24 protein-coding genes are annotated in these 21,713 nt (G+C 67.6%); 15 read left to right on the forward strand and 9 right to left on the reverse strand.

Features of this window, described 5'->3' with window-relative positions; translation table 11 throughout:
• Positions 1–62: 62 nt before the first annotated feature.
• Together OSH07_RS14785 and OSH07_RS14790 are read left to right on the forward strand one after the other, a co-directional pair.
• Positions 63–1,274: a winged helix-turn-helix domain-containing protein gene (locus tag OSH07_RS14785; RefSeq protein ID WP_266339446.1), complete on the forward strand. Its 1,212-nt coding sequence runs from the start codon at positions 63–65 to the stop codon at positions 1,272–1,274.
• Positions 1,275–1,365: 91 nt separating this feature from the next.
• Positions 1,366–3,546, forward strand: coding sequence for a putative bifunctional diguanylate cyclase/phosphodiesterase (locus OSH07_RS14790; protein ID WP_266339447.1), 2,181 nt, complete (start codon positions 1,366–1,368; stop codon positions 3,544–3,546).
• A 90-nt stretch (positions 3,547–3,636) separates the two neighbouring features.
• Here the strand turns inward: OSH07_RS14790 and OSH07_RS14795 are convergent, their stop codons facing one another.
• On the reverse strand, positions 3,637–4,281 hold the full coding sequence (locus OSH07_RS14795) for an SGNH/GDSL hydrolase family protein (RefSeq protein WP_266339448.1): 645 nt from the start codon (positions 4,279–4,281) through the stop codon (positions 3,637–3,639).
• 159 nt (positions 4,282–4,440) lie between these two features.
• Here OSH07_RS14795 and OSH07_RS14800 point away from each other — a divergent pair, with 159 nt between their 5' ends.
• Together OSH07_RS14800 and OSH07_RS14805 are read left to right on the forward strand one after the other, a co-directional pair.
• Positions 4,441–5,034 (forward strand): nitroreductase family protein, encoded by a 594-nt coding sequence (locus tag OSH07_RS14800; RefSeq protein ID WP_266339449.1) that lies wholly within the window; start codon positions 4,441–4,443, stop codon positions 5,032–5,034.
• A gap of 258 nt (positions 5,035–5,292) precedes the next feature.
• Positions 5,293–7,314, forward strand: a complete 2,022-nt coding sequence (locus OSH07_RS14805) for an aldo/keto reductase (protein ID WP_266339450.1) — start codon at positions 5,293–5,295, stop codon at positions 7,312–7,314.
• A 63-nt stretch (positions 7,315–7,377) separates the two neighbouring features.
• Here the strand turns inward: OSH07_RS14805 and OSH07_RS14810 are convergent, their stop codons facing one another.
• Together OSH07_RS14810 and OSH07_RS24455 are read right to left on the reverse strand one after the other, a co-directional pair.
• Positions 7,378–7,587: a hypothetical protein gene (locus OSH07_RS14810; RefSeq protein WP_266339451.1), complete on the reverse strand. Its 210-nt coding sequence runs from the start codon at positions 7,585–7,587 to the stop codon at positions 7,378–7,380.
• A gap of 2 nt (positions 7,588–7,589) precedes the next feature.
• Complete coding sequence (locus OSH07_RS24455) at positions 7,590–8,045, reverse strand: hypothetical protein (RefSeq protein WP_266339693.1); 456 nt, start codon at positions 8,043–8,045, stop codon at positions 7,590–7,592.
• Between OSH07_RS24455 and OSH07_RS14820 the strand changes: the two genes are divergently transcribed.
• Entirely contained in the window at positions 7,932–8,771 is an 840-nt protein-coding gene (locus tag OSH07_RS14820) for a LysR substrate-binding domain-containing protein (protein WP_266339679.1), read from the forward strand. The two genes, OSH07_RS24455 and OSH07_RS14820, sit on opposite strands and share 114 nt — an antisense overlap.
• Before the next feature lie 7 nt (positions 8,772–8,778).
• Here the strand turns inward: OSH07_RS14820 and OSH07_RS14825 are convergent, their stop codons facing one another.
• Positions 8,779–9,213, reverse strand: a complete 435-nt coding sequence (locus OSH07_RS14825) for a VOC family protein (RefSeq protein WP_266339452.1) — start codon at positions 9,211–9,213, stop codon at positions 8,779–8,781.
• A 70-nt stretch (positions 9,214–9,283) separates the two neighbouring features.
• Here OSH07_RS14825 and OSH07_RS14830 point away from each other — a divergent pair, with 70 nt between their 5' ends.
• On the forward strand, positions 9,284–9,874 hold the full coding sequence (locus tag OSH07_RS14830) for a TetR/AcrR family transcriptional regulator (RefSeq protein WP_266339453.1): 591 nt from the start codon (positions 9,284–9,286) through the stop codon (positions 9,872–9,874).
• A 70-nt stretch (positions 9,875–9,944) separates the two neighbouring features.
• Positions 9,945–10,535 carry an NUDIX domain-containing protein gene (locus OSH07_RS14835; protein ID WP_266339454.1) on the forward strand — a complete coding sequence of 197 codons (591 nt, stop codon included), beginning with the start codon at positions 9,945–9,947 and terminating at the stop codon, positions 10,533–10,535.
• A gap of 9 nt (positions 10,536–10,544) precedes the next feature.
• Here OSH07_RS14835 and OSH07_RS14840 read toward each other — a convergent pair whose 3' ends face one another.
• Complete coding sequence (locus OSH07_RS14840; protein ID WP_420909636.1) at positions 10,545–11,000, reverse strand: winged helix-turn-helix transcriptional regulator; 456 nt, start codon at positions 10,998–11,000, stop codon at positions 10,545–10,547.
• 172 nt (positions 11,001–11,172) lie between these two features.
• Between OSH07_RS14840 and OSH07_RS14845 the strand changes: the two genes are divergently transcribed.
• On the forward strand, positions 11,173–11,817 hold the full coding sequence (locus tag OSH07_RS14845; protein WP_266339455.1) for an NAD(P)-dependent oxidoreductase: 645 nt from the start codon (positions 11,173–11,175) through the stop codon (positions 11,815–11,817).
• Positions 11,818–11,895: 78 nt separating this feature from the next.
• On the opposite strand, the gene OSH07_RS14850 is transcribed toward OSH07_RS14845, so the two are convergent.
• Complete coding sequence (locus OSH07_RS14850) at positions 11,896–13,062, reverse strand: Mrp/NBP35 family ATP-binding protein (protein ID WP_266339456.1); 1,167 nt, start codon at positions 13,060–13,062, stop codon at positions 11,896–11,898.
• A gap of 195 nt (positions 13,063–13,257) precedes the next feature.
• Here OSH07_RS14850 and recO point away from each other — a divergent pair, with 195 nt between their 5' ends.
• Complete coding sequence (recO, locus tag OSH07_RS14855) at positions 13,258–14,010, forward strand: DNA repair protein RecO (protein WP_266339457.1); 753 nt, start codon at positions 13,258–13,260, stop codon at positions 14,008–14,010.
• A 47-nt stretch (positions 14,011–14,057) separates the two neighbouring features.
• On the opposite strand, the gene OSH07_RS14860 is transcribed toward recO, so the two are convergent.
• Complete coding sequence (locus OSH07_RS14860; protein WP_266339458.1) at positions 14,058–14,387, reverse strand: hypothetical protein; 330 nt, start codon at positions 14,385–14,387, stop codon at positions 14,058–14,060.
• A 208-nt stretch (positions 14,388–14,595) separates the two neighbouring features.
• On the opposite strand from OSH07_RS14860, the gene OSH07_RS14865 reads away from it, so the two are divergent.
• The 3 genes from OSH07_RS14865 to OSH07_RS14875 all read left to right on the forward strand — a co-directional run bounded on the left by OSH07_RS14865 (position 14,596) and on the right by OSH07_RS14875 (position 16,992).
• On the forward strand, positions 14,596–15,291 hold the full coding sequence (locus OSH07_RS14865) for a DUF1045 domain-containing protein (RefSeq protein ID WP_266339459.1): 696 nt from the start codon (positions 14,596–14,598) through the stop codon (positions 15,289–15,291).
• The gene (locus tag OSH07_RS14870; RefSeq protein WP_420909640.1) at positions 15,288–16,427 is read left to right on the forward strand and encodes an alpha-D-ribose 1-methylphosphonate 5-triphosphate diphosphatase; all 1,140 of its coding nucleotides are present in this window, start codon (positions 15,288–15,290) and stop codon (positions 16,425–16,427) included. The genes OSH07_RS14865 and OSH07_RS14870 overlap by 4 nt, the downstream gene beginning before the upstream one ends.
• A gap of 112 nt (positions 16,428–16,539) precedes the next feature.
• Positions 16,540–16,992 (forward strand): YybH family protein, encoded by a 453-nt coding sequence (locus OSH07_RS14875; protein ID WP_266339461.1) that lies wholly within the window; start codon positions 16,540–16,542, stop codon positions 16,990–16,992.
• 83 nt (positions 16,993–17,075) lie between these two features.
• Here OSH07_RS14875 and OSH07_RS14880 read toward each other — a convergent pair whose 3' ends face one another.
• Both OSH07_RS14880 and OSH07_RS14885 read right to left on the reverse strand, forming a co-directional pair.
• Positions 17,076–17,543 carry a L,D-transpeptidase gene (locus OSH07_RS14880; protein WP_266339462.1) on the reverse strand — a complete coding sequence of 156 codons (468 nt, stop codon included), beginning with the start codon at positions 17,541–17,543 and terminating at the stop codon, positions 17,076–17,078.
• Positions 17,544–17,714: 171 nt separating this feature from the next.
• On the reverse strand, positions 17,715–18,323 hold the full coding sequence (locus OSH07_RS14885) for a L,D-transpeptidase (RefSeq protein ID WP_336799502.1): 609 nt from the start codon (positions 18,321–18,323) through the stop codon (positions 17,715–17,717).
• Positions 18,324–18,439: 116 nt separating this feature from the next.
• Between OSH07_RS14885 and panB the strand changes: the two genes are divergently transcribed.
• From panB to der, 3 genes are all read left to right on the forward strand, one after another.
• Positions 18,440–19,294 (forward strand): 3-methyl-2-oxobutanoate hydroxymethyltransferase, encoded by an 855-nt coding sequence (panB, locus tag OSH07_RS14890; RefSeq protein ID WP_266339463.1) that lies wholly within the window; start codon positions 18,440–18,442, stop codon positions 19,292–19,294.
• Positions 19,295–19,468: 174 nt separating this feature from the next.
• Positions 19,469–20,146 carry a DUF2659 family protein gene (locus OSH07_RS14895; protein ID WP_266339464.1) on the forward strand — a complete coding sequence of 226 codons (678 nt, stop codon included), beginning with the start codon at positions 19,469–19,471 and terminating at the stop codon, positions 20,144–20,146.
• A gap of 126 nt (positions 20,147–20,272) precedes the next feature.
• Positions 20,273–21,682, forward strand: a complete 1,410-nt coding sequence (der, locus tag OSH07_RS14900; protein ID WP_266339465.1) for a ribosome biogenesis GTPase Der — start codon at positions 20,273–20,275, stop codon at positions 21,680–21,682.
• Positions 21,683–21,713 lie beyond the last annotated feature (31 nt).

Below are 21,713 nucleotides of genomic sequence, written 5' to 3' on the forward strand. Positions count from 1 at the left end.
CGCCATCTGGCTTCGGCGGCCGGGCTTTGCAATAAACGGGGGAATCGGCTGGGGGGAAGCAGGTGAGGGACGTTCTGACGGCGGAGGAGGCGCGCCGAATCGCGCTGGCCGCGCAGGGCTTCGGCGGACGCCGGAATGCCGAGCTTTCATCCTGGCGCCAGATCGCGCCGGCGATCCGCCGCATGGGGCTGCTGCAGCTCGATTCCGTCAACGTGCTGGTCCGCTCGCACTACCTGCCGACCTATAGCCGCATCGGCGCCTACGACCGCGCCGCGCTCGATGCCCGCGCCTTCGCCGGCGGCAGGAAGCGGGCGATGTTCGAGTATTGGGCGCATGAGGCGTCGCTGCTTCCGCTCGACCTGCATCCCTGGATGCGCTGGCGCATGCGCCGCGCCGCCGCCGGCATCGGCATCTATTCCGGCATCGCCAAGTTCGCGATCGAGAATCGCGACTATGTCCGCGCCGTCGTTGACGAGATCGGCCGACGCGGCCCGCTGGCGGCGAGCGAGCTTGATGATCCCGGCACCCGCAGCGGGCCCTGGTGGGGCTGGCACAAGGGCAAGACCGCGCTCGAATATCTGTTCTGGGCCGGCGAGGTCACGACCGGACAGCGCCGCGGCTTCGAACGGGTCTATGACCTGCCCGAGCGCGTCATCCCGAGCGAGATCGGCGCCGCGGCGACGCCCGACGAACCCGACGCCATCCGCGCCTTGACGCTGGCCGGCGCACGGGCGCACGGCGTGGCGACCGAGGTCGACATCCGCGATTATTTCCGCCTGCCCAACGCCGAGACGCGCACCGCGCTGCGCGAGCTGGTCGAGGAGGGCGCGCTCGTTCCGGTCCGGGTCGATGGCTGGCAGCAGGCCGCGTATCTCGCGGCCGACGCGGAGATTCCGGCGCGCGCGACGCCGACGGCGCTGCTGTCGCCCTTCGATCCGCTCGTCTGGCATCGCCCACGCACCGAGCGGATCTTCGATTTTCATTATCGCCTGGAATTCTACACGCCGGAGCCGAAGCGCACCTTCGGCTATTTCGTCATGCCGTTCCTGCATCGCGGCCGTCTGGAGGCGCGGGTCGATCTCAAGGCGGATCGCGCCGCCGGCCGCCTGCGTGTCCTCGGCGTCTTTGCCGAGGAGGGGCTGCGGCGGCCGGACGCCATGCTGGAAGCGCTCGCGGCGGAGCTACGCCATCTGGCGACCTGGCTCGGCCTTGCGGATGTCGACGTGGAGTCCGGTGCGCCGCTGGCTGTTATCCTGAAAGGTTATTCCACCTAGGTTGTGATTCCGTTGCGTATCGCAGGAATGAGTTGTAGTCCGGAGCCTGCGTGCCGGTTCGTGTTGCGAAGGGCGTTTCGTTAGCCGTGTCATGAGTTTCTTCAAGGGATCCACATTCCGCTTCGCGTTCCGCGTCGCCGTGCCAGTGCTGCTGGTGCTGGCGGGCTCGATCATGTTCATGCTCTTCACGCTGAACGAGATGGCGGGAGAGGTGGACCGGATCGACGATGCGGCGATCGAGCGCTCCGTCAGCGCCTCGCTGCATTCCCTGCAGCGGCGGCTGCGCGACACCCATGGCGACTATGCCGTCTGGGATGATGCGGCGGCGAAGCTCTACGGTCAGGTCGACCAGGATTTCGCGATCAGCAACTACAAGGACGGCACCCGCTCGGGCGTGTTCTTCGACGCCGCCTACCTGCTCGACGAAAAGGGCCAGGCGGTCTTCTCGTTCCGACGCGGCGGCGTGGCGCCGCGCGGCGCGCTGGAGGAGTTCGGTTCGCCGCTGCAGGCGCTGGTGGCGGGGCTTGCCGGAAACTATCACGCCTTCGACGCCACCGTCGGGCTGATGCGCGACCGCTCCGGCGCCGTCGCGGTGGTCGCGGTCGGTTCGGTGTTCCCGTCGTCCTCGGCCGTGGCGAAGCCGGTCGGCCGTCCGCGCATGCTCGTCCTCGCGCGCGTTCTCGACGATCTGACGATCCGGCAGATGGCGCAGGATTTCGTCATCGACGGCATGGCGCTCCGCTTCGATCCGGACAAGGTCGACCATGGCGTCCGCCTCGTCGACCCGACCGGCAAGGCGATCGGCGCGCTGACCTGGGCGCGGCGCAGCCATGGTGGCGAGGCCTTCTCGCGCGTGGCGCCGATGGCCTATCTGACGCTGGGCGTGATCGGCCTCACCATCCTCTTCCTGCTCGGCATCGGTTACGCGAATCTGGTTGCCGTCCGCCGGCGCGAGCGCCAGGCGGTCTATGACGCCAATCATGACAGCCTGACCGGCCTGCCCAATCGCGCAGCGCTCACCCGCGCGCTGGGCGTGGCCTCCCGGCGATATCCGGCGCAGCCGCTGGCGGTGCTGTTCCTGGATCTCGACGGCTTCAAGGAGGTCAATGATTCCTACGGCCACGAGATCGGCGATCGGCTGCTGCAGCACGTCGCGCGCGGCTTCGAATCGATCTGCAGCCGGCGGGGCCTGCTCGCGCGCGTCGGCGGCGACGAGTTCGCGCTGGTGCTCGACAATCGCGATTCCGTCGCCTCGGCGGAAGAGATCGGCAGCCTGCTTGTCCGCTATCTCGCCAGCCCGATCATCATCGACGATCGCGTCATCGTCATCGGCACAAGCGTCGGCATCGCCGTGGTCGAGGACGAGGCGGTGACGGCCGATGAACTGCTCCGTCGCGCCGACGTCGCCATGTACCAGGCGAAGGAACTTGGCCGCAGCCGCGTCTCGCTTTATGACCGCTCGATCGACGCCGAGAAGATCGACCGGAAGCGGCTGGCGAACGAGTTGCGCGAGGCCGTCGAAACCGACGCGCTGCATGTCGTCTATCAACCGATCTTCGATGCGCAGACGATGCGCCCGGCGCTGGTCGAGGCGTTGCTGCGCTGGAAGCACCCGCGGGACGGGTTCATTCCGCCGGACCTCTTCATCTCCGTCGCCGAGGAAAACGGCCTGATGGACGCGGTCGGCAACTGGGTGCTGCGCAACGCCTGCCGCGATGCGCTGCGCTGGCCGGATATCCGCCTGTCGATCAATGTCTCGCCGGTGCAGTTCCGCAATCCGGGCTTCGACCGGAACCTGGCCGCCATCCTCGCCGAGACCGGCCTGCCGCCCGCGCGGCTGGAGGTGGAGATGACCGAGACACATCTCGTCACCTTCCCCGACCGCGCCCAGCATATCGTCGCCTCGCTGCGCATCCTCGGTGTCAGCGTCGCCCTCGACGATTTCGGCAAGGGCTATTCGTCGATCGGCTATCTGCGCCGCTTCTCGTTCGACAAGCTGAAGATCGATCGCTCGCTGGTGCACGGCGTTTCGATCGATCTCGAGACGCGCCGCCTCTGCGAGGCGACCGTCGCACTCGGCCGCGCGCTCAATCTCGAGGTCACGGCGGAGGGGATCGAGACCGAGGCGGACGGCGAAATCATGCGCCAGGCGGGCTGCGCCTATCTGCAGGGCTTCGCCTTTGCGCGGCCGATGTCGGCGGCGCACATCACCGAACTTCTGGATGATTGCAACAACGGGTCGGATACGGACGAGGTACTGCGAACGGCCTGAGCGATCGGCCCGCGCCAAGTCCATCCGCCCGAGTAGGGCGCCTCGCGCCGTCACCGGCTGGAAGCGCCCTGTCGAATCCGGTCACGCCTTTCAGGCGAGCGTCTTGACGACGGCTGCAATGGCCTTGCCGAGCGCAATCTGGTCGGCCGGGTCGAAATGGATGCCGTCGAAGGCGCTGGAGCGGATGTGCTGGCCGGCGTCGAGGAACGCGGCGCCGTGCTCCCTGGCGATCGCCGCATAGAGCGTCGCGAACTTCTGCGACTTGGCGTAGCCGCCTTCCAGCATCGGCGTGTATTCCGGCTTCTCTCCCGTGTGGTCGAGCATCGGCGGCGGTGCGACGACGAGGATCTTCGGCACGCCGGCATCGTTGCCGGCCTCGGCCTGCTTCACCACCTTGATCAGTTCGCCGACGCCCTTGGCGATATCCTCGGCCGGAACGTTGAAGCGCGCCTTGAGGTCGTTGGTGCCGAGCATGATGACGACGACATCGAGCGGCCGATGGCTCCTGAGGCAGGGCAGGAGATAGGTCTTGCCGTTCATATACTCGCCCTCGATCGGGTCGGAATGAACGGTCGAGCGGCCGGGCAGGCCCTCTTCGATAACATGCCAGCCGGATCCGAGCTCCGCCTGGGCGACGCCCGGCCAGCGCTCGTCGCGGGCATAGCGATCGTCGGGACGGGGCACGGTCGCGGCGCCCCAGGTGTTGGAATCGCCATAGGCGAGAACGGTCTTCATCGAATGCTCCTCCCGGGCGAATCTGCTTCGCCTTCACGGGATCGATCAAACATCATGTCCCGTATTTCTCAAGCCGGGGGCTTTCCTGAACAGAAGGGAGCTTTACCATTGCGTCCGGGCGCACCCAGCCGGTGCGCCGCTCGATGGAGAATGCCGAGAATGCGGAAGCCTGCCGATACCGCCGTGCCGATCCTGCCCGTGATCGCGGAGCGCTGGAGCCCGCGCGCCTTCGATCCCGAGAAGACGCTGACCGAGGCCGACCTGAAGCCGCTGTTCGAGGCGGCGCGCTGGGCGCCTTCCTCCAGCAATACCCAGCCCTGGCGCTTCGTCTATGCCTTCCGCGGCGAGCCCTTCTTCGACGCGCTGGTCGATTGCGCGGCCGAGGGCAACCAGCCCTGGGTCCGGCGCGTCTCGGTGCTAGCCTATGCCGTCGCCAAGCTGCATTCCGACAGCGGCCGCCCGCTCTGGCACAACCGCCACGACACCGGCATCGCGCTCGGTTACCTGCTGCTGCAGGCGACGGCGAACGGCCTCGCCGTGCATCCGTTCGGTGGCTTCGACAGCGACAAGGTGATCGCCGCCGCCAATGTCCCGGAGGGGTTCGAGCCCTGCACCGGCATCGGCATCGGCTTCCCCGGCGATCCCGACATGCTGCCCGAGCGCGACCGCCTGCGCGAGCTCGGCGGCCGCGAAAGGCTCCCCGTCCGGGACTTCGCCTTTCACGGCAAATGGCCGTCCGAAAGCCGGGAATAGGGCCGGCGGCTCATTGACAGAATTGATGAGTCCCGAACTAATTGGGTTGCAAAGGCCGTGAAATCCGGCCGTCCGGGGATGGGGGGAAAGCGGGGGAGGCCGCTCCGATCCTCCGGGCGGGCCGGCACGTCCGCCGGGAGGAACTGCCTGATGATCGATAGACTTGAATTCTCTTCCCGCGCCTAGTGCGGGCGGCCGCCGCCGCGCGCAGATCTTCGACTTCGCAGACACCAGACTTCGCAGGAAGAGGAATCCCCCATGGCCACGAGCCAGACTTCGCCCAATCCCGTCCGCTGGGGCATCATCGGACCCGGCGGCATCGCCAAGGCGTTTCGCGACGGCCTGACGCATTCGAAGACCGGCAAGCTGGTCGCGATCGGCTCGCGCAATCCCGGCAAGGCCGGCCTCGCCGAGGATTTTCCCGGCGCGCGCATCCATGACGGCTACCAGGCGCTGCTCGACGACGCCGATGTCGAGGCCGTCTACATCGCGACGCCGCATCCCGGTCACGCCGAATGGGCGATCAAGGCGGCCGAGGCCGGCAAGCATGTTCTGGTCGAGAAGCCGCTCGGCCTGACGGCCTATGAGGCCGAGGCGATCTTCCACGCCCACAGGAAGGCCGGCACCTTCGCGGGCGAAGCCTTCATGTACCGCGTCCATCCGCAGACGAAGCGTCTCTATGATCTCGTCGCCAGCGGGACGATCGGCGAGGTGCGCGCCATCAAGTCGAGCTTCGGCTTCGCCATGCCGAAATTCGATCCCGAGCATCGGCTCTACGCCAACGACCTCGCCGGCGGCGGCATTCTCGATGTCGGCTGTTATCCGGTGTCGATGTCCCGCCTGATCGCGGGTGCTGCCTCCGGCAAGCCCTTCCTCGATCCGGTCCAGGTCCAGGGTTCGGCGCATCTCGGCCAGTCCGGCGTCGATGAATGGGCGGCGGCGCTCCTGACCTTCCCGAACGACATCATCGCCGAAGTCTCGTGCAGCGTGTCGCTGGCGCAGGACAATGTGCTGCGCATCCTCGGTACCAAGGGCCGCATCGAGGTCGCCGATTTCTGGTTTGCCGGCGGCAAGCAGGGCGGCACCGGCGAGATCCGCATCGTTCGCGCCGATGGCAGCGTCGAGCTGGTCGAGGTGGCCGAATCCGGCTGGCTCTATTCGTTCGAGGTGGATGCGGCGGGCGAAGCGATCCGCGCCGGCGAACAGCAGCTTGCCTCGCCCGGCATGAGCTGGGGCGACACGCTCGGCAATCTCCGCACGCTCGACAAGTGGCGCGCTTCCGTTGGCCTCGTCTTCGACATCGAGAAGGCGTCGCGCAAGACGACGACCATCAAGGGCGCCAAGCTTGCGCGGGGGCCGAAGTCGATCCCGAAGCGCCAGCTTCCGGGCGTCAGCCAGCCGACCTCTGTCGCGGCGCTCGGCTTCGAGTTCTTCCCGGATTTCGCCAGCGCCTCGGTGCTGCTCGACGCCTTCCACGAGGCGGGCGGCAACCTGTTCGACACCGCCTATATCTATGCCGGCGGCAAGACCGAGAAGATCCTTGGCGACTGGCTGACCTCGCGCGGCGTCCGCAATGAATCCGTCGTCATCGGCAAGGGCGCGCATTCGCCGCTCGTCTATCCGGACGTCATCGGCAAGCAGCTGACCGAGACGCTCGACCGGCTCAAGACCGACCATGTCGACATCTATTTCATGCATCGCGACAATCCCGACGTCCCCGTTTCGGAATTCGTCGACGCCATGGATGCCGAGGTGAAGGCAGGTCGCATCCGCGGGCCGTTCGGCGGTTCGAACTGGACGCGCGAGCGCATGGATGCGGCGATCGCCTATGCCGAGAAGACCGGCAAGCAGAAGCCGGGCGCGCTTTCCAACAACTTCTCGCTGGCGGAAATGCTCGATCCGATCTGGGCCGGCTGCGTCGCGGCATCGGATGACGAGTGGAAGGCCTGGCTCAATCAGCGCCAGATTCCGAACTTCGCCTGGTCGAGCCAGGGACGCGGCTTCTTCACCGACCGCGCCGGCCGCGACAAGCGCGACGACGAGGAAATCGTCCGCGTGTGGTATTCGGAAAAGAACTTCGAGCGCCGCGACCGTGCCATCGAACTGGCCGGGAAGCTCGGCCGCGAGCCGATCCACATCGCCCTCGCCTATGTGCTGGCGCAGCCCTTCCCGGTGGTGCCGCTGATCGGCCCGCGCACGCTGGCCGAACTGGAAGACAGCCTCTCCGCGCTCGACATTCAGCTGACGCCGGAGCAGGTGACCTGGCTGGACCGGGGCTAAGCCCGGCGCGCCCTCATCTCCCGCAGGAGGTGAGGGCCCTATGCCCGAGAGCCGGCGGCGCGGTTATTCCATTTCCGCGTCGCGGCCACCGCCCGATTGCGACATCGCCATCTGGGGCGACGGCCGCTTGTCGGCGGGACGGGCGTGCAGGACGGCGGCGGCAAGACAAGGATTCAGCGCCTTGTAGTGGCGCTGCAGGTTTTCCTCGCGGACGCTCGGCTCGCTGGCGCGAACGTCTTGTTCCCGCCAGGTAGCTTGCTGTTGCGAAGTCATTTCTAGGCTCCTCTCCCAGCCGCAGCGCATGGCGCAGCGACTGTTGGTTCTGGATCGAACGCCGGCAGCGCATCGACCGCTTCGGGACCGATCGGCAGATCGGCCAGTTCGCGGACAGTCAACTGCCAGAGTGCGTTGACATTGTGAGCGACGGCCACTGGCTCGACCGCCCAATCGAGGGCGGCGCGATAGAGTCCATAGATCGTCATGGTTTCGTTTCCTCGGCTGACGCTGAGGCAACATGGTCCTAAACCGATCGCGGCGGTATCGACATGATCTCGGTCACACTTTAGAAAATCTATATGACCGAAGCTTTCAAAGTTCCGCTCAATGCCCTCAGGGCTATAGAATTCGTCGCGCGAAGCGGGAATCTGGCCGCTGCGGCGGCGGAATTGGGCGTCACGCCGGGCGCCATCAGCCAGCATATTAAGCGCGCCGAGGCGCGGCTGGGCGTTCACCTTTTCGAGCGGACGCCGCGAGGGCTGGTGTCGACGCCGGCGCTCGACGCGGCGCTGCCTGCGTTGCAGGCGGGCTTCCGCTCTATCGCCGAGGCTCTGGCGCTGATCGATGCCGACCAGCGCGGCATGCTGACCATCACCACGGCGCCGACCTTCGCGGCGCGCTGGCTGGTGCAGCGGCTGGGCCGCTTCACGCGCGATCATCCCGACATCGAGATCCGCTTCGTCGCCACCACGGACGTCATCGATCTCGCCCGCAGCGATGTCGATTGCGCGATCCGGCTTGGGCGCGGCGCCTGGCCGGGCGTGGCGGCTGAGCCGCTGACGCCGCAGCCCTTCTTTCCGGTCTGCGCGCCGGCCTGGCGAGATCAGCTCCGCCGGCCGGCCGATCTCGCCAGCGTGCCTGTTATCGCCGACGAGGGGACGATGGTGGATTGGGACGCCTGGTTCCTCGCCACCGGCGAGGCGCCGGTCAAGCTGACGGGGCCGTCCTATACCGATCCGGTGCTGGCGCTGGAAGCGGCGCTGGCCGGGCAGGGCGTCATGCTCGCCTGGCAGATGGTGGTTGCCGACGCGCTGGCCGCCGGCCGCCTGATCCGGCCCTTCGAGCAGGAGGCGAAGACGGATCTCGCCTATTGGTTCGTGACCACCGAGGCGAAGGCGCGCAGCCGCAAGGTTCGCCTCTTCCGCGCCTGGCTCCTCGACCAGATGGCGAATTCGCCATAGAGCCGCGTCAGGTCGTCCCCGGCAGCGCGTCGGCCGCATAGAGCTTGGCGAAATCGGCATCCGGCGGGATCGGCGTGATGACGTCGATCAGCACGCCGTTCGGGTCGCTCGTGATGAAATGCCTCTGCCCGAACGGCTCGTCGCGCAGCGGCAGCAGCGTCGGCAGGCCCGCAGCCATCAGCCGGTCATGCGCGGCATCGACATCCTCGACTTCGAAATTGAGCAGCAGGCCGCCGGCCGTGGCGCCACGCCCGGCTTCGGGGATGGTCGCATGCGTGCCGTCGAGGATGGCGAGATTGACCGCCGGATCCGTCGCGGCCTGGAGATGGACATACCAGTCGCTTTCGAACGCCGCGACGAAGCCGAAATGCGTCCGGTAGAACGCCGCCGTTCCTGCCACGTCCCCGGTCATCAGCACGGGATAGAAGCTCGTGATCCGCATGGTCTTGCGCTCCCTCTCGATTGACATACAGTCTGCATGTATCTCCTCAATTAACATACAGGCTGTATGTATGCAATCGACCGCCCGTACCAACCAGGACCGCACCGGGAAGACGCGCGCCGCTCTGCTCGCCGCCGCGCGGGCGCTGTTCATCTCCAAAGGTTATGCCGGGACGTCGACGCCGGAGATCGTGGCGGCTGCCGGAATCACGCGCGGCGCGCTCTATCACCACTTTGAGGACAAGCGCGATCTGTTCCGGGCAGTGGTGACGGAGGAGGCGCGCGAGGTCGCCCGCGCCATCGAGGGCAGGGCGCCGGACACGCTGCCGCCGCTGGAGGCGCTGGTCGCCGGCGGCGTCGCCTATCTCGACGCCATGCGCGAACCGGGGCGGACGCGGCTGCTGCTGATCGAGGCGCCTGCCGTGCTGGGGATGGCCGAGGTCCGGGCGCTGGACGAGTCGAATTCGGCGCGGACGCTCGGCGAGGGGCTTGCCGCCGCCCTGTCGCAAGCCGGGCGCGAGGCCGGCCTGCCGCTCGCCGCGCTCACCGACCTCCTGTCAGCCGCGTTCGACCGCGCGGCGCTGGCGATCGATTCCGGGGCCGACCCGGCCGACTACCGCGCGGCGATTTCAGCTTTGATAAGGCGTCTCGTGCTGAACTAGGCTCGACATCGAAGCATGCCGCGGACGCCTCGCACGGCGGCGGCACAGTCGGAATGGCAAGGAAAACCGGATGACGGACTGGAATGACCGGGTTCGCGAGCGCGAGCGCATCCTGCTCTCGGACAGCTGGGGCAGGCTCTACAAGAACATCTTCGACTATCGCCGCTCGGACGGAAGCTGGCAGACGCAGACGCGCGAGACCTATGATCGCGGCGACGGCGCCGCCGTGCTGCCCTACGACCCCGATCGTGGCACGGTGCTGCTCATTCGTCAGTTCCGCTATCCGGCCTGGGTGCGCGGCCATCAGGAGCCGCTGATCGAAGCCTGTGCCGGGCTGCTCGACGCCGACGACCCCTTCACCTGCATCAAGAAGGAAGCCGAGGAGGAACTCGGCGTCACCCTCGAGGCGCCGCAGCGCGTCATGATTCCCTTCATGTCGCCGGGCAGCGTCGTCGAACAGCTGCATCTGTTCGTCGCCCGCTATTCGCCGCGCGACCGCACCGGCGAAGGCGGCGGCCACGAGAATGAGGGCGAGGACATCGAGGTGCTGGAACTGCCCTTCGCCGAGGCGCTCGCCATGATCGACGACGGCCGCATCTGCGACGCCAAGACCATCCTGCTGCTCCAGCATGTCGCGCTGAAGGGCCTGCTGCCGCGCTGAATACGGAGCCTAGGCGTCGCGCTCCGCGTCATAAGCGCCGCGCGCCGCCCGGATCCGGTCGTGGTTGGCCGAGGCCCAATGCGTCAGCACGCGCATCGGCTCGGCCAGCGACCATCCCATCTCCGTCAGGGTATATTCGACCTGCGGCGGCGTCGTCGGGAATACCTGGCGGCTGACGAGGCCGTCGCGTTCGAGGCTCCTCAGCGTCACGGTCAGCATCCGCTGCGAAATGCCGTCGACCGCCCGCCGGAGCGCGTTGAAGCGATGCGGCCCCGCCGTCAGGCGGAGCACGACCAGGAAGCTCCAGGCATCGCCGAGCCGGTCCAGCACGTCGCGAACCGGGCACTGCTCGGCCGGAAGCACCACCGTCCCGGCGAACGGTCCGTTCATCAGCGGCGCGACAATCGCCGCGGAGACGGGCTGGTCGATCGCCTCCGAATCGAGCCTTTCCGCCACTTCTTCCATGAATTTGCTCCTTCCACCGGCGAGGCGGTTCCCTCGCTGTGCTCTGGTGCGCCGGAGATGCGTCCTTCCCGCATGCAAGTCAAGCGCCTAGTTATGATTGGTAACCGCCTGGGCGGTGAAGGAATGCAATGAGGGCGCGCGGGATCGCGCCGCCTGGAGCAAGAGGTTCGAAATGAAGATCGCAGTCATCGGCGCCACGGGCTTTGTCGGCGCGCATGTCGTGGCGGAGGCGCTGGCGCGCGGCCACACGGTCGGCGCGATTGCCCGCCATCCGGAAAAGCTGGCCGACGCGGCGGGACTGACCCGGATCGCCGGCGATGTCCTCGACGCCGACAGCGTTGCCAGGCTGGTCGAAGGCTATGACTATGTCGTCAGCGCCTATAATCCCGGCTGGACCAATCCGAATATCTATGACGAGTACCTGAAGGGCGCGTCGGCGATCGTCGCCGGCGCCAGGAAGGCGGGCCTGCCGCTGCTCGTCGTCGGCGGCGCTGGCAGCCTCGAGGTAGCGCCGGGCGTGCAGGCGGTCGACCTGCCGGAATTCCCCGATGCCTGGAAGGCGGGCGCCCGCGCCGCGCGCGACGGCCTGAACGAGATCCGGAAGGAGAAGGAGCTCGACTGGACCTTCCTGTCGCCGGCCGCCTTCCTCGAGCACGACACGCCGCGCACCGGCCATTACCGCCTCGGCGCCGACAATCCCGTCGTCGATCCGGCGACCGGCACGGCGCATATCTCGATCAACGATCTCGCCGTCGCCATCATCGACGAGGCCGAGCAGCGCCGCCACAAGCACAAGCGCTTCACCGTGGGCGTCTGAGCGTCCTCGAATCGAAACGCCGCCCGGATGGCTCCGGGCGGCGTTCTTGTTCCGCAAGCCGTAGAGGCTCGCCGCCTCTTATTCGATGACGATCTGCGGCGCCGGCCTGGCGCCCGTGCCGCCGGAGACCGTCGCCCAGATCTTGGCGGCGATGTCCTTGTAGACGCGCGCATGCGGGCCGTCCGGCGCTGTCGCCGTCACCGGCTTGCCGCTGTCCGATGTCTCGCGGATCACCATCTCCAGCGGCACCTCGCCGAGGAACGGCACGCCGAGGCGCTCCGCCTCCCGCTTGGCGCCGCCATGGCCGAAGATGTCGTAGCGGGCGCCGGTGTCGGGGGCGATGAAGTAACTCATGTTCTCGACGATGCCGAGCAGCGGCACATCCACCTTCTTGAACATGGCGAGGCCCTTGCGCGCGTCGATCAGCGCCAGGTCCTGCGGCGTCGAGACGATGACGGCGCCGGCGAGCGGCACCTGCTGCGCCATGGTGAGCTGCGCGTCGCCCGTGCCGGGCGGCATGTCGACGACGAGGATGTCGAGCGGCGCCCAGGCGACCTCGCGCAGCATCTGGGTGATCGCCGACATCACCATCGGCCCGCGCCAGATCATCGGCGTCTCTTCTTCCACCAGGAAGCCCATCGACATCGCCTTGATGCCATAGGCCTCCATCGGCTTCAGCGTCCGGCCCTCGATCGCCTCGGGCCGGCCGGAGAGGCCGAGCAGGCGCGGCACGGACGGCCCATAGATGTCGGCGTCGAGCAGTCCGACCTTGAGGCCGTTGGCGGCAAGACCGAGCGCGATGTTGACGGCGGTGGTCGACTTGCCGACGCCGCCCTTGCCGGATGCCACCGCGATAATGGCGGTCACGCCGGGGATGCCGGGCTTGCCGGAGGCGGAGGGCCGCGCCGGCGCCGGGCGCGGCGGATGAGCGGCCGGGGACGAGGCGGAAGGGGCGGGGCGCGGCGGCGGGGTATTGGTGGCGAGGCTGTTGCCCCGGCGCTCCGCCGTCAGGATCACGAGCGCGCTCTCGACGCCGTCGAGGCCGCGCACGGCGGCGGCCGCCTTTTCGCGCAGCGGCTCCAGCGCATTGGCGCGCGCCGCGTCGACGGTGATCGAGAACATCACCTTGCCGCCATGGATCAGGATGTCCGAGACGAGGCCGAGGCTGACGATGTCGCCCTTGCCGTCCGGGCCCTCGACGGAGCGCAGGCGCTCCAGAATCGCATTTTGGTCGAGAGCGGTCATGTCTGGCGGTCTTCCCTGTGGTTGGAATGGAATGGGGGACATTAGCGTCGTCCCGGGCGGGATCAAGCGCGATGGGGCGGCATCGGGGCGCGGCTGATGCCGGGGCGCGGCCCGGATGCCGGATCCTTGTTGCCGCCTTCCATCTCGCGAGCAAGGCGGATTTCGCCGGCCCCTCCCTTCGACTAGAATGGCCGCATGGAATGGACTGATCAGGGCCTGGTATTGGGCGTCCGGCAGCAGGGCGAGACGAGCGTCGTCCTCGAACTGATGACGGCGGAGCGCGGTCGTCATCTCGGCCTCGTCCGTGGCGGCCGCTCGCGCCGGCTCGCCCCGGTGCTGCAGCCGGGCAATACCGTGCAGGTCGTCTGGCGGGCGCGGCTCGACGAGCATCTCGGCATCTTCACGGTAGAGCCGCTGGTGAGCCGCGCGGCGCGGCTGATCGCCGATCCCGGCGCGATCTTCGCCCTGCAGACGCTCACCGGCCATCTGCGTCTCCTGGCCGAGCGCGAGCCGCATCCGGCCCTGCATGGCGCGGTCGAGGCGGCGCTCGATGCGTTCGCCGGCGCGGACCGGCCGGCGCTCTATGAATTCGGCGCCTTCATCGCTCGCTTCGAGCTCGCCCTGCTGGAGGAACTCGGCTACGGGCTCGATCTTTCCACCTGCGCCGCGACGGGCGCGCGGGACGATCTGCATTTTGTTTCGCCGAAGACCGGGCGGGCCGTCAGCCGGGCCGGCGCGGTCGGCTACGAGGACCGACTGCTGCGCCTCGCGCCCTTCATGACCGGCGGGCCAAGCAATGGCGGCCCGGAAGAGCTCCGCGACGCTTTCCGCCTGACTGGCCACTTCCTGTCACGGCGCGTCTATGGCCCGCGCGGCCTGCGCGAACCGACAGCGCGGACGGAATTCCTGGTCCAGATCGACCGGCTGGCTATGGCGCAGGCCATCTGAGCGGCGTGGGCCGTAGCTGAGCCGGTGCTCCGCCGTTCAGGCGCGCCTCAGCGCGCCCAGCAGAAGTCGCGGACCTTCGGCGAATAGCGGAAGGGGTGGATGCCGATGTCGTAGCGGCAGCGATTGGTGATGCCCTGCTGCGTCCACGGGTCGAGCGAGGCGCGGAAGGCGGCGAGCGAAGCCGGATCGTCCGGGATGCTGGAAAGGTCGAAGCCGAACACTTCCCAGTCGGCGAGCGGGCCGGAATTGGGATCAAGGATGCTGGTCGGGCCGTGATTGGTGTTGCCGGCCGAGGCAGGCGACGAAGCCGAAAGCACCGCCGAGCCGGCCAGGAAGGCGAGGGCGGCAAGACCGAGGGCGGATTTGGACAGGCTCATCTTGGATCCTCATTCGAACGAATGACTGCAGTCTTCATCTAGACGGGATATCGTTGTCGAACCGTGAAATGCAACGTGTCATTGCAAGGAAAGCGGCAGTCGGCGCGTTTTTGTGATCGGCTCGCCGGAGCGGCAATGTCTCCGTTCCGCCATACGGCTTGCGCTACACTGCCGGTCCGCGATTCGGCCCCAACTGTCGAGACGATCCTTGCGATACGCCATCTACGCCACGCCTTCCGCCGATCATCCCCTCGCGCGCGCCGCCGTCCGCTGGCTCGGTCGCGATGCGTTCACCGGCGAGGACCATCCGCTGCCGCCGGTCAACGGCTTCTCGGACGGCACGATCGAGGCCTATCTGGCGGATCCGGCGCGCTATGGCTTCCACGCCACGCTGAAGGCGCCCTTTACCCTGGCCGACGGACAGAGCGAGGCGGACCTGATCGCGACGCTCGACGCCTTCGCCGCGCAGTCCGCCGCCATCACCGTGCCGGAACTGGTCATTCGCCGCCTCGGGCGCTTCTTCGCCCTCGTGCCGAACGAGCGCGTGCCGGAGCTCGATGACCTCGCCGGGCGGATCGTCGCCGAGTTCGAGCCCTTCCGCGCGCCGCTTTCGGAGGCCGACATCGCCCGCCGTCGCGTCGCCGGCCTGACGCTGGACGAGGAGACGAACCTGATCCGCTGGGGCTATCCCTATGTATTCGACGCCTTCCGGTTCCATATGTCGCTCACGGGGCGTGTTCCGAAGGACGACGCCGAGGCGATGGAGACCGAACTGAAGAAGCATTTCGCTGGATTTGACGGTGCGCCCTTCGCGCTCGACCGGCTTGGCCTGTTCATCGAGCCGGAGCGGGGCTCGCCGTTCCTGGTGCGGCATGTCGCGCTGCTTTCGGGGAGCGCGGCCTGATGCGCGAACAGGTCTTTGCCAATGCCCGCATCGTTCTGGAAGACGAGATCGTCGAGGGCAGCCTTGTCCTGCGCGACGGGCTGATCGCCGATTTCGACACCGGCCCGACCCGTCTCGGCGACGATGTCGAGGGCGACTATCTGGTGCCGGGCTTTGTCGAGCTGCACACCGACCATCTCGAAGGCCACTATGCGCCGCGTCCCGGCGTACGCTGGAACCCGATCGCGGCGGTGCAGGCGCATGACGCGCAGGTCGCAGGCGCCGGCATCACCACCGTGTTCGACGCGTTGCGGGTCGGCATGGACGAGGATGCGCGCACCTCGACGGCCGAGATGCAGAACCTCGCGGACGCCATCGAGACGGCGAAGCGCGAGGACCGACTGCGCGTCGACCATCTCCTGCATCTGCGCTGCGAGGTCTCGGCGCCCGACGTGCTCGATGGCCTGGCCGGCTTCCTCGACGTGCTGCCCGTGCGGCTGGTCTCGCTGATGGATCATTCGCCCGGCCAGCGCCAGTTCGCCAGCCTCGACAGCTATCGCGCCTTCTACCAGGGCAAGATGGGCATGTCCGACGCCGCCTATGAGGCGTTCGCGTCCAAGCGCATCGCCCAGGCCGAGGAGTTCTCGGCCCGCCATCGCCGCGAGATCGTCGATCTCTGCCATCCGCGCCGCATCGCGGTCGCGAGCCATGACGACGCGACGGTGGCCCATGTCGACGAGGCCGCATCGGACGGTGTCTCGATCGCCGAGTTCCCGACCACGGTCGAGGCGGCAGCCGCATCGCAGGCGGCCGATATCCGCGTGCTGATGGGCGCGCCGAACCTGGTTCGCGGCGGCTCGCATTCCGGCAATGTCTCGGCCGCAGCGCTGGCCGAGGCCGGTCATCTCGACATCCTGTCGTCGGACTATGTGCCGTTCAGCCTGATGATCGCGGTGTTCTCGCTGCCGGAGATCGTGCCGTCGATCCGGCTGCCGGAGGCGGTGCGGCTCGTGACCCGCGCGCCGGCCGAGGCGGTCGGGCTGACCGATCGAGGCGCGATCCGGCCTGGGCTTCGCGCCGATATCGTCCGCGTGCGGGCGGGCGAAGGCGTGCCGGTCGTGCGCAGCGTCTGGCGGCACGGCCAGCGCGTCGCCTGAGGGGCTCGGAGCGGACCGTCGCCGGTTATCGCGCAGACGTGCGTTCCGGCCGCGGTGGGCGGGTCTATGCTCCAGCCCGGATCATCCGGATCCGACAGTTGGAGGAGCCGTCATGGCTACGCAACAGCATACCCCGCATCCGCACGCTGCGATGAGCCCGATGAGCCGCAAGCTCGCCGACGAATTGCAGCCGCTCTTCGACGAGATCGCGTCCTGCATGGACCGCGGCGACGCCGCCGAGGCGATCAGGCTGTTTACCGAGGACGCCACCGTCATCAGCCCGACCGGCCTGCGCGGCACGGGTCATTCCGGTGTCCAGAGGGTCCTGGCGTCGGACATGGCGTCGATCCTGAAGGGCGCGCACAGCCACTTCACCATCGAGTCGCTTCGCGAGCTCGGCGACACCGTCTTCATCGACGCGCTGCACGAGGTCGCGAGCACGCAGGCCGGCGGCCGGGCGCCGCTCGAAATCCATGTCGTGCTTCTCGCCCGCAAGAGCGGGGGCGCCTGGAAGCTCATGGAAGCGCGCCCCTACGCCTTCATGACGCCGGCGAAGACGCACTGAGCGCGCGCCCAAATAGACAAGGCCGCCGAGATGGATCGGCGGCCTTGTCGTCTTGAGGCTGGGTCGCGGTCGGTGCGAGCGGCCTATTTCTCGACGATGATCGCCGTGCGCATCATGCCGATCTCGCTGACGGCCTTGAAGAAGACTTCGGCATTCGCCTTGTCGAGGCGCACGCAGCCATGCGAGGCCGGGCGGCCGAGATGCCGGGTCTCGGTGGTGGCGTGCACCGCGATGCCATCGTTGAAGAAGACCGAATAGGGCATCGGCGCGTTCTCGTACTTCGTCGAATGGTGCATCTCGTCGAGATAGTCGGGGCGGAACTTGCCGGGCGGCGTCTCGAAGCCCTTGCGCCCGGTCGAGACCTTCCAGCTATAGGTTTCCTTCACGCCATTGCCGCGATTGACGACGACATCCATCTGCTGCTTCGTCAGGTTCACCGTGGCGAACACGCCGGCGGGGCCCGGAAAGAGCGAATTGGCGGAGGACGATGCCGGGGCTACGGCCAGGGCGATCGAAGCGACGGTCAGGGAGGCGAGCAGGCGGGCGATCATGGAGGCGGTTCCGAAAGTTCCAGCGCCGCACTGTCGGCGTCCGGCCGGGTCAAGGAGAAGCTGTCGGGCGGGCTGCCGAGTCGTCTGCCCGCTCCTGATGTTGTTCTAGCTGTCCACAACCGCGGAGTCAGTGACCTTCGTCACGCGGCGGCGGCCGGGCGTACGATTTTCTCAGCGTGTGATCACGACGCGCGTGTTGTTCATGCCGCGCGCGGCGATCAGCTGGTAGAGGGTGCGGGCGTTTTCGGGCGCGAGCCTTACGCAGCCATGCGAGGCGGGGCGGCCGAGCGAGCGCACATGCGGGGTGCCGTGGATGGCATAGCCGCCGCGGAAGAACACCGAATTCGGCATGGGCGCCATATCGTATTTGCGCGAGTACCACATGCGGTGCATGCGCGTCGGACGATAGCTGCCGACGGGCGTGACGTAGCCCCGGCGGGCGGTCGAGACGTCCCAGCCATAGCGCGCGCGACCGTCGACATAGACGACCATCTGCTGGGTGCTCAGATTGATCCGAGCGACGACATCGGCCCGCGCGCTTTGCGGCGCGGCGCCCAGAAAGCCGGCGATACCGATCGCAAAGGTTAGGCCAAGAGCTGAAAGACAACGGCGCATGGAGGTCTTCTCCCGGGGCAATACGAGCTGCATTTCCTCAAGGTAGTACTGAAGGCCTGAACAACCGTTAATCTGGAAGGCGCAATTCTGTTGTAAAGAACCCAGCCGTTGCAATTGCAACTGGCAGCTCTGCGTCTGCAGCGGTCGAACGTCACGGCGAACCATGCTAGCAAGTCTCCGCCGGAGGCCAACGGAAGGATCCGGGCCTGCGGGGCGGTCGAAGACAGCATCGAACGCTTGATTTCAGAAGACGTCCGGCTTCCGCGCCAAAGGAGACCCCCATGTCCGTCGAGCCCCAGACCCGCCGCCTGACCGCGATCGATATCGGCAGCCGCAAGGGTGGCACGCCGATCGTCTCGCTGACCTCCTATCACGCGCATACCGCGACGATCATGGACCCGTATGTCGACTTCATCCTGGTCGGCGATTCGCTCGGCATGGTCATGCACGGCCTGGAGAGCACGGTTCCCGTCACGCTCGACATGATGATCCTGCAGGGGCTTGCCGTGATGCGGGGCTCGAAGCGGGCGCTCGTCGTCGTCGACATGCCGTTCGGCTCCTATGAGGAGAGCCCGGCGGCGGCGTTCCGCTCGGCGGCGCGCATTATGAAGGAAACCGGCTGCGGCGCGGTGAAGATGGAAGGCGGCGTGCATATGGCCGAGACCGTGCGCTTCCTGACCCAGCGCGGCATTCCGGTCATGGGCCATATCGGCCTCACCCCGCAGTCGATCAACACGATGGGCGGCTTCAAGGTGCAGGGCAAGACGGAGGCGAGCATCGCGGCCGTCATGGCTGACGCCAAGGCGATCGCCGATGCGGGCGCCTTCGCCATCGTCGTCGAGGGCGTGATCGAGCCGGTGGCGCGCGACATCACCCGGGCGGTCGCGGTTCCGACCATCGGCATCGGCGCGTCCCCGGATTGCGACGGTCAGATCCTGGTGCTCGAGGACATGCTCGGCCTGTCGCCGCGCGTGCCGAAATTCGTCAAGAAGTTCGGCAATCTCGGCGGCCTGATCGGCGAGGCGATCTCCGCCTATGCCGACGAGGTCAAGGCGCGGACCTTCCCGTCGCCGGAGAATGTCTACAAGGTCAAGGCTGCCGCCACGACCGAGCCGGGCTCGACGCCGAAGGCCTGATTTCCGGCGCCTCCCGGCGATCGGGATGCGCCCTCTGCCGCACCGGGATCCGTCGGCGACGTGACGTCGCGGCGGATCCACGTTTTTCATGGCCCAGAACCGCTATCATCGATTTGCCAGCGCAAGGTCGCTTCGTTATGGTGCGCGCCGCTGACCGGAGCCGGAAAGAAGAGCATGACTGACATTTTTCACGAAGTCGAAGAGGACCTGCGCCGCGAACAGGCGAAGCGCCTCTGGGCGCGCTTCGGACCCTACGTTCTTCTGGCCGCCGTTCTGATCGTCGTGGCGGTCGCCGGCTGGCGCGGCTGGGAATACTGGCGCGAGCAGCAGGCCGCCGCCGAGGGCGACCGTTTCGTCGCCGCGCTGCAGCTGGCGAACGACAACAAGCATGACGAGGCCATCAAGGCTCTCGACGCGATCGCGGCGAGCGGCACCGGCGGCTATCCCGTCCTGGCAAGCTTCCGCGCCGCTTCCGAGCTGGCGGCGACCAAGAAGACTGACGAGGCCGTCAAGGCTTTCGACGCGATCGCCGCCAAGGCGGATACGCCGGCCCTCCTGAAGGCGATGGCGCGCCTGCGCGCGGCGCTGCTGGTGGTTGACACGGCCGACCTCGCCGCCATGAAGAGCCGGGTCGGCGATCTCGCCGTCGTCGGTGGCCCCTGGCGCCACAGCGCCCGTGAGCTGCTCGGCCTGACGGCCTGGCGCACCGGCGACCTCGAGGGGGCCCGCGGCTACTTCCAGTCGATCGCGGACGATCCGGAAACGCCGCAGTCGATGCAGAGCCGCACGCAGCTGATGCTCGATCTGATCCGCGCCAAGATCGGCGCCGCGCCGGTCGCCGCCAAGAGCTGATCGACGACACTATCGCTTTCATCGTTCCGGGCCACGCGGGGCGTGTTGCCGGAACCTCGACGTGGCAGTATTTCGGGAAGTCGCGGTTGCCGCGGCTTCCCGACGCCATTTGAGGCCATACCCATCATGACCTTTACCGTCGCCATCATCGGCCGTCCCAATGTCGGCAAGTCGACCTTGTTCAACCGCCTCGTCGGTTCGAAGATCGCGATCGTCGACGACACGCCGGGCGTGACGCGCGATCGTCGGCCGGGCGAAGCGCGCATCGGCGATCTGCATTTCACCATCATCGATACGGCCGGTCTCGAAGACGCCGATCCGGACAGCCTCGAGGGCCGCATGCGTGCCCAGACCGAGATGGCGATCGAGGAGGCGGATGTCTCGCTGTTCCTGATCGACGCCCGCGTCGGCGTGACGCCGGTCGACGAGCACTTCGCCGAGCTGCTGCGCCGCGTCGGCAAGCCGGTCGTGCTGGTCGCCAACAAGGCCGAGGGCAAGCTCGGCGAGAACGGCGTGATGGAGGCCTATTCGCTCGGCCTCGGCGAGCCGGTGGCGCTTTCCGCCGAGCACGGCGAGGGCATGGCCGACCTGTTCGCGGCGCTGCTGCCGTTCGAGCGCGAGGAAGAGGAATTCGACGACGAGGACGAGGTCGATGCGCCGCTCGCCATCGATCCGGAGACGGGCGAGGAGATCGAGGCGCCGCTCGACCTCTCCAAGCCGATCAAGGTCGCGATCGTCGGTCGCCCGAATGCCGGCAAGTCGACGCTGATCAACACCATGCTCGGCGAGGATCGCCTGCTGGTCGGCCCGGAGGCCGGCATCACGCGCGATTCGATCTCGGTCGACTGGACCTGGAACGACCGCCGCATCAAGCTCTTTGACACCGCCGGCATGCGCAAGAAGGCTCGCGTCGAGACCAAGCTGGAGAAGCTTTCCGTCGGCGACACGCTGCGCGCCATCCGCTTCGCCGAGGTGGTGGTACTGACGCTCGACGTCACCATCCCCTTCGAGAAGCAGGATCTGCAGATCGCCGATCTGGTGGCGCGCGAGGGCCGTGCGCTGATCATCGCGCTGAACAAGTGGGATCTCGTCGAGGACCGCCAAGCCAAGATGGCGGAGCTGCGCGAAATGGCCGAGCGCCTGCTGCCGCAGGTGCGCGGCGTGCCGCTGGTGCCGCTCTCCGGCCTCACCGGCTCCGGCATCGACAAGCTGATGGGCGAACTCCTCAAGGTCTATGCGACCTGGAACCGCCGCATCCCGACGGCGGCCTTGAACCGCTGGCTGGCGAGCGTGCTCGAGCATCACCCGCCGCCGGCCGTCTCCGGCCGCCGCATCAAGCTGCGCTACATGACCCAGCCCAAGGCGCGGCCGCCGACCTTCGTCGCCTTCTGCTCGCGCCCGGAAGCGCTGCCGGACGCCTATACGCGCTATCTGCTGAACGGCATCCGCGACACCTTCAAGCTCAGCGCCGTGCCGCTGCGCCTGACGCTGCGCAAGGGTGAGAACCCGTTCGAGAACAAGGCGAAGAAGCGCTAGGGTCGGACGAGGCGATCCCGCAGATGGAGGG

It is taken from the genome of Kaistia nematophila (assembly GCF_026343855.1).
Lineage (GTDB): Bacteria > Pseudomonadota > Alphaproteobacteria > Rhizobiales > Kaistiaceae > Kaistia > Kaistia nematophila.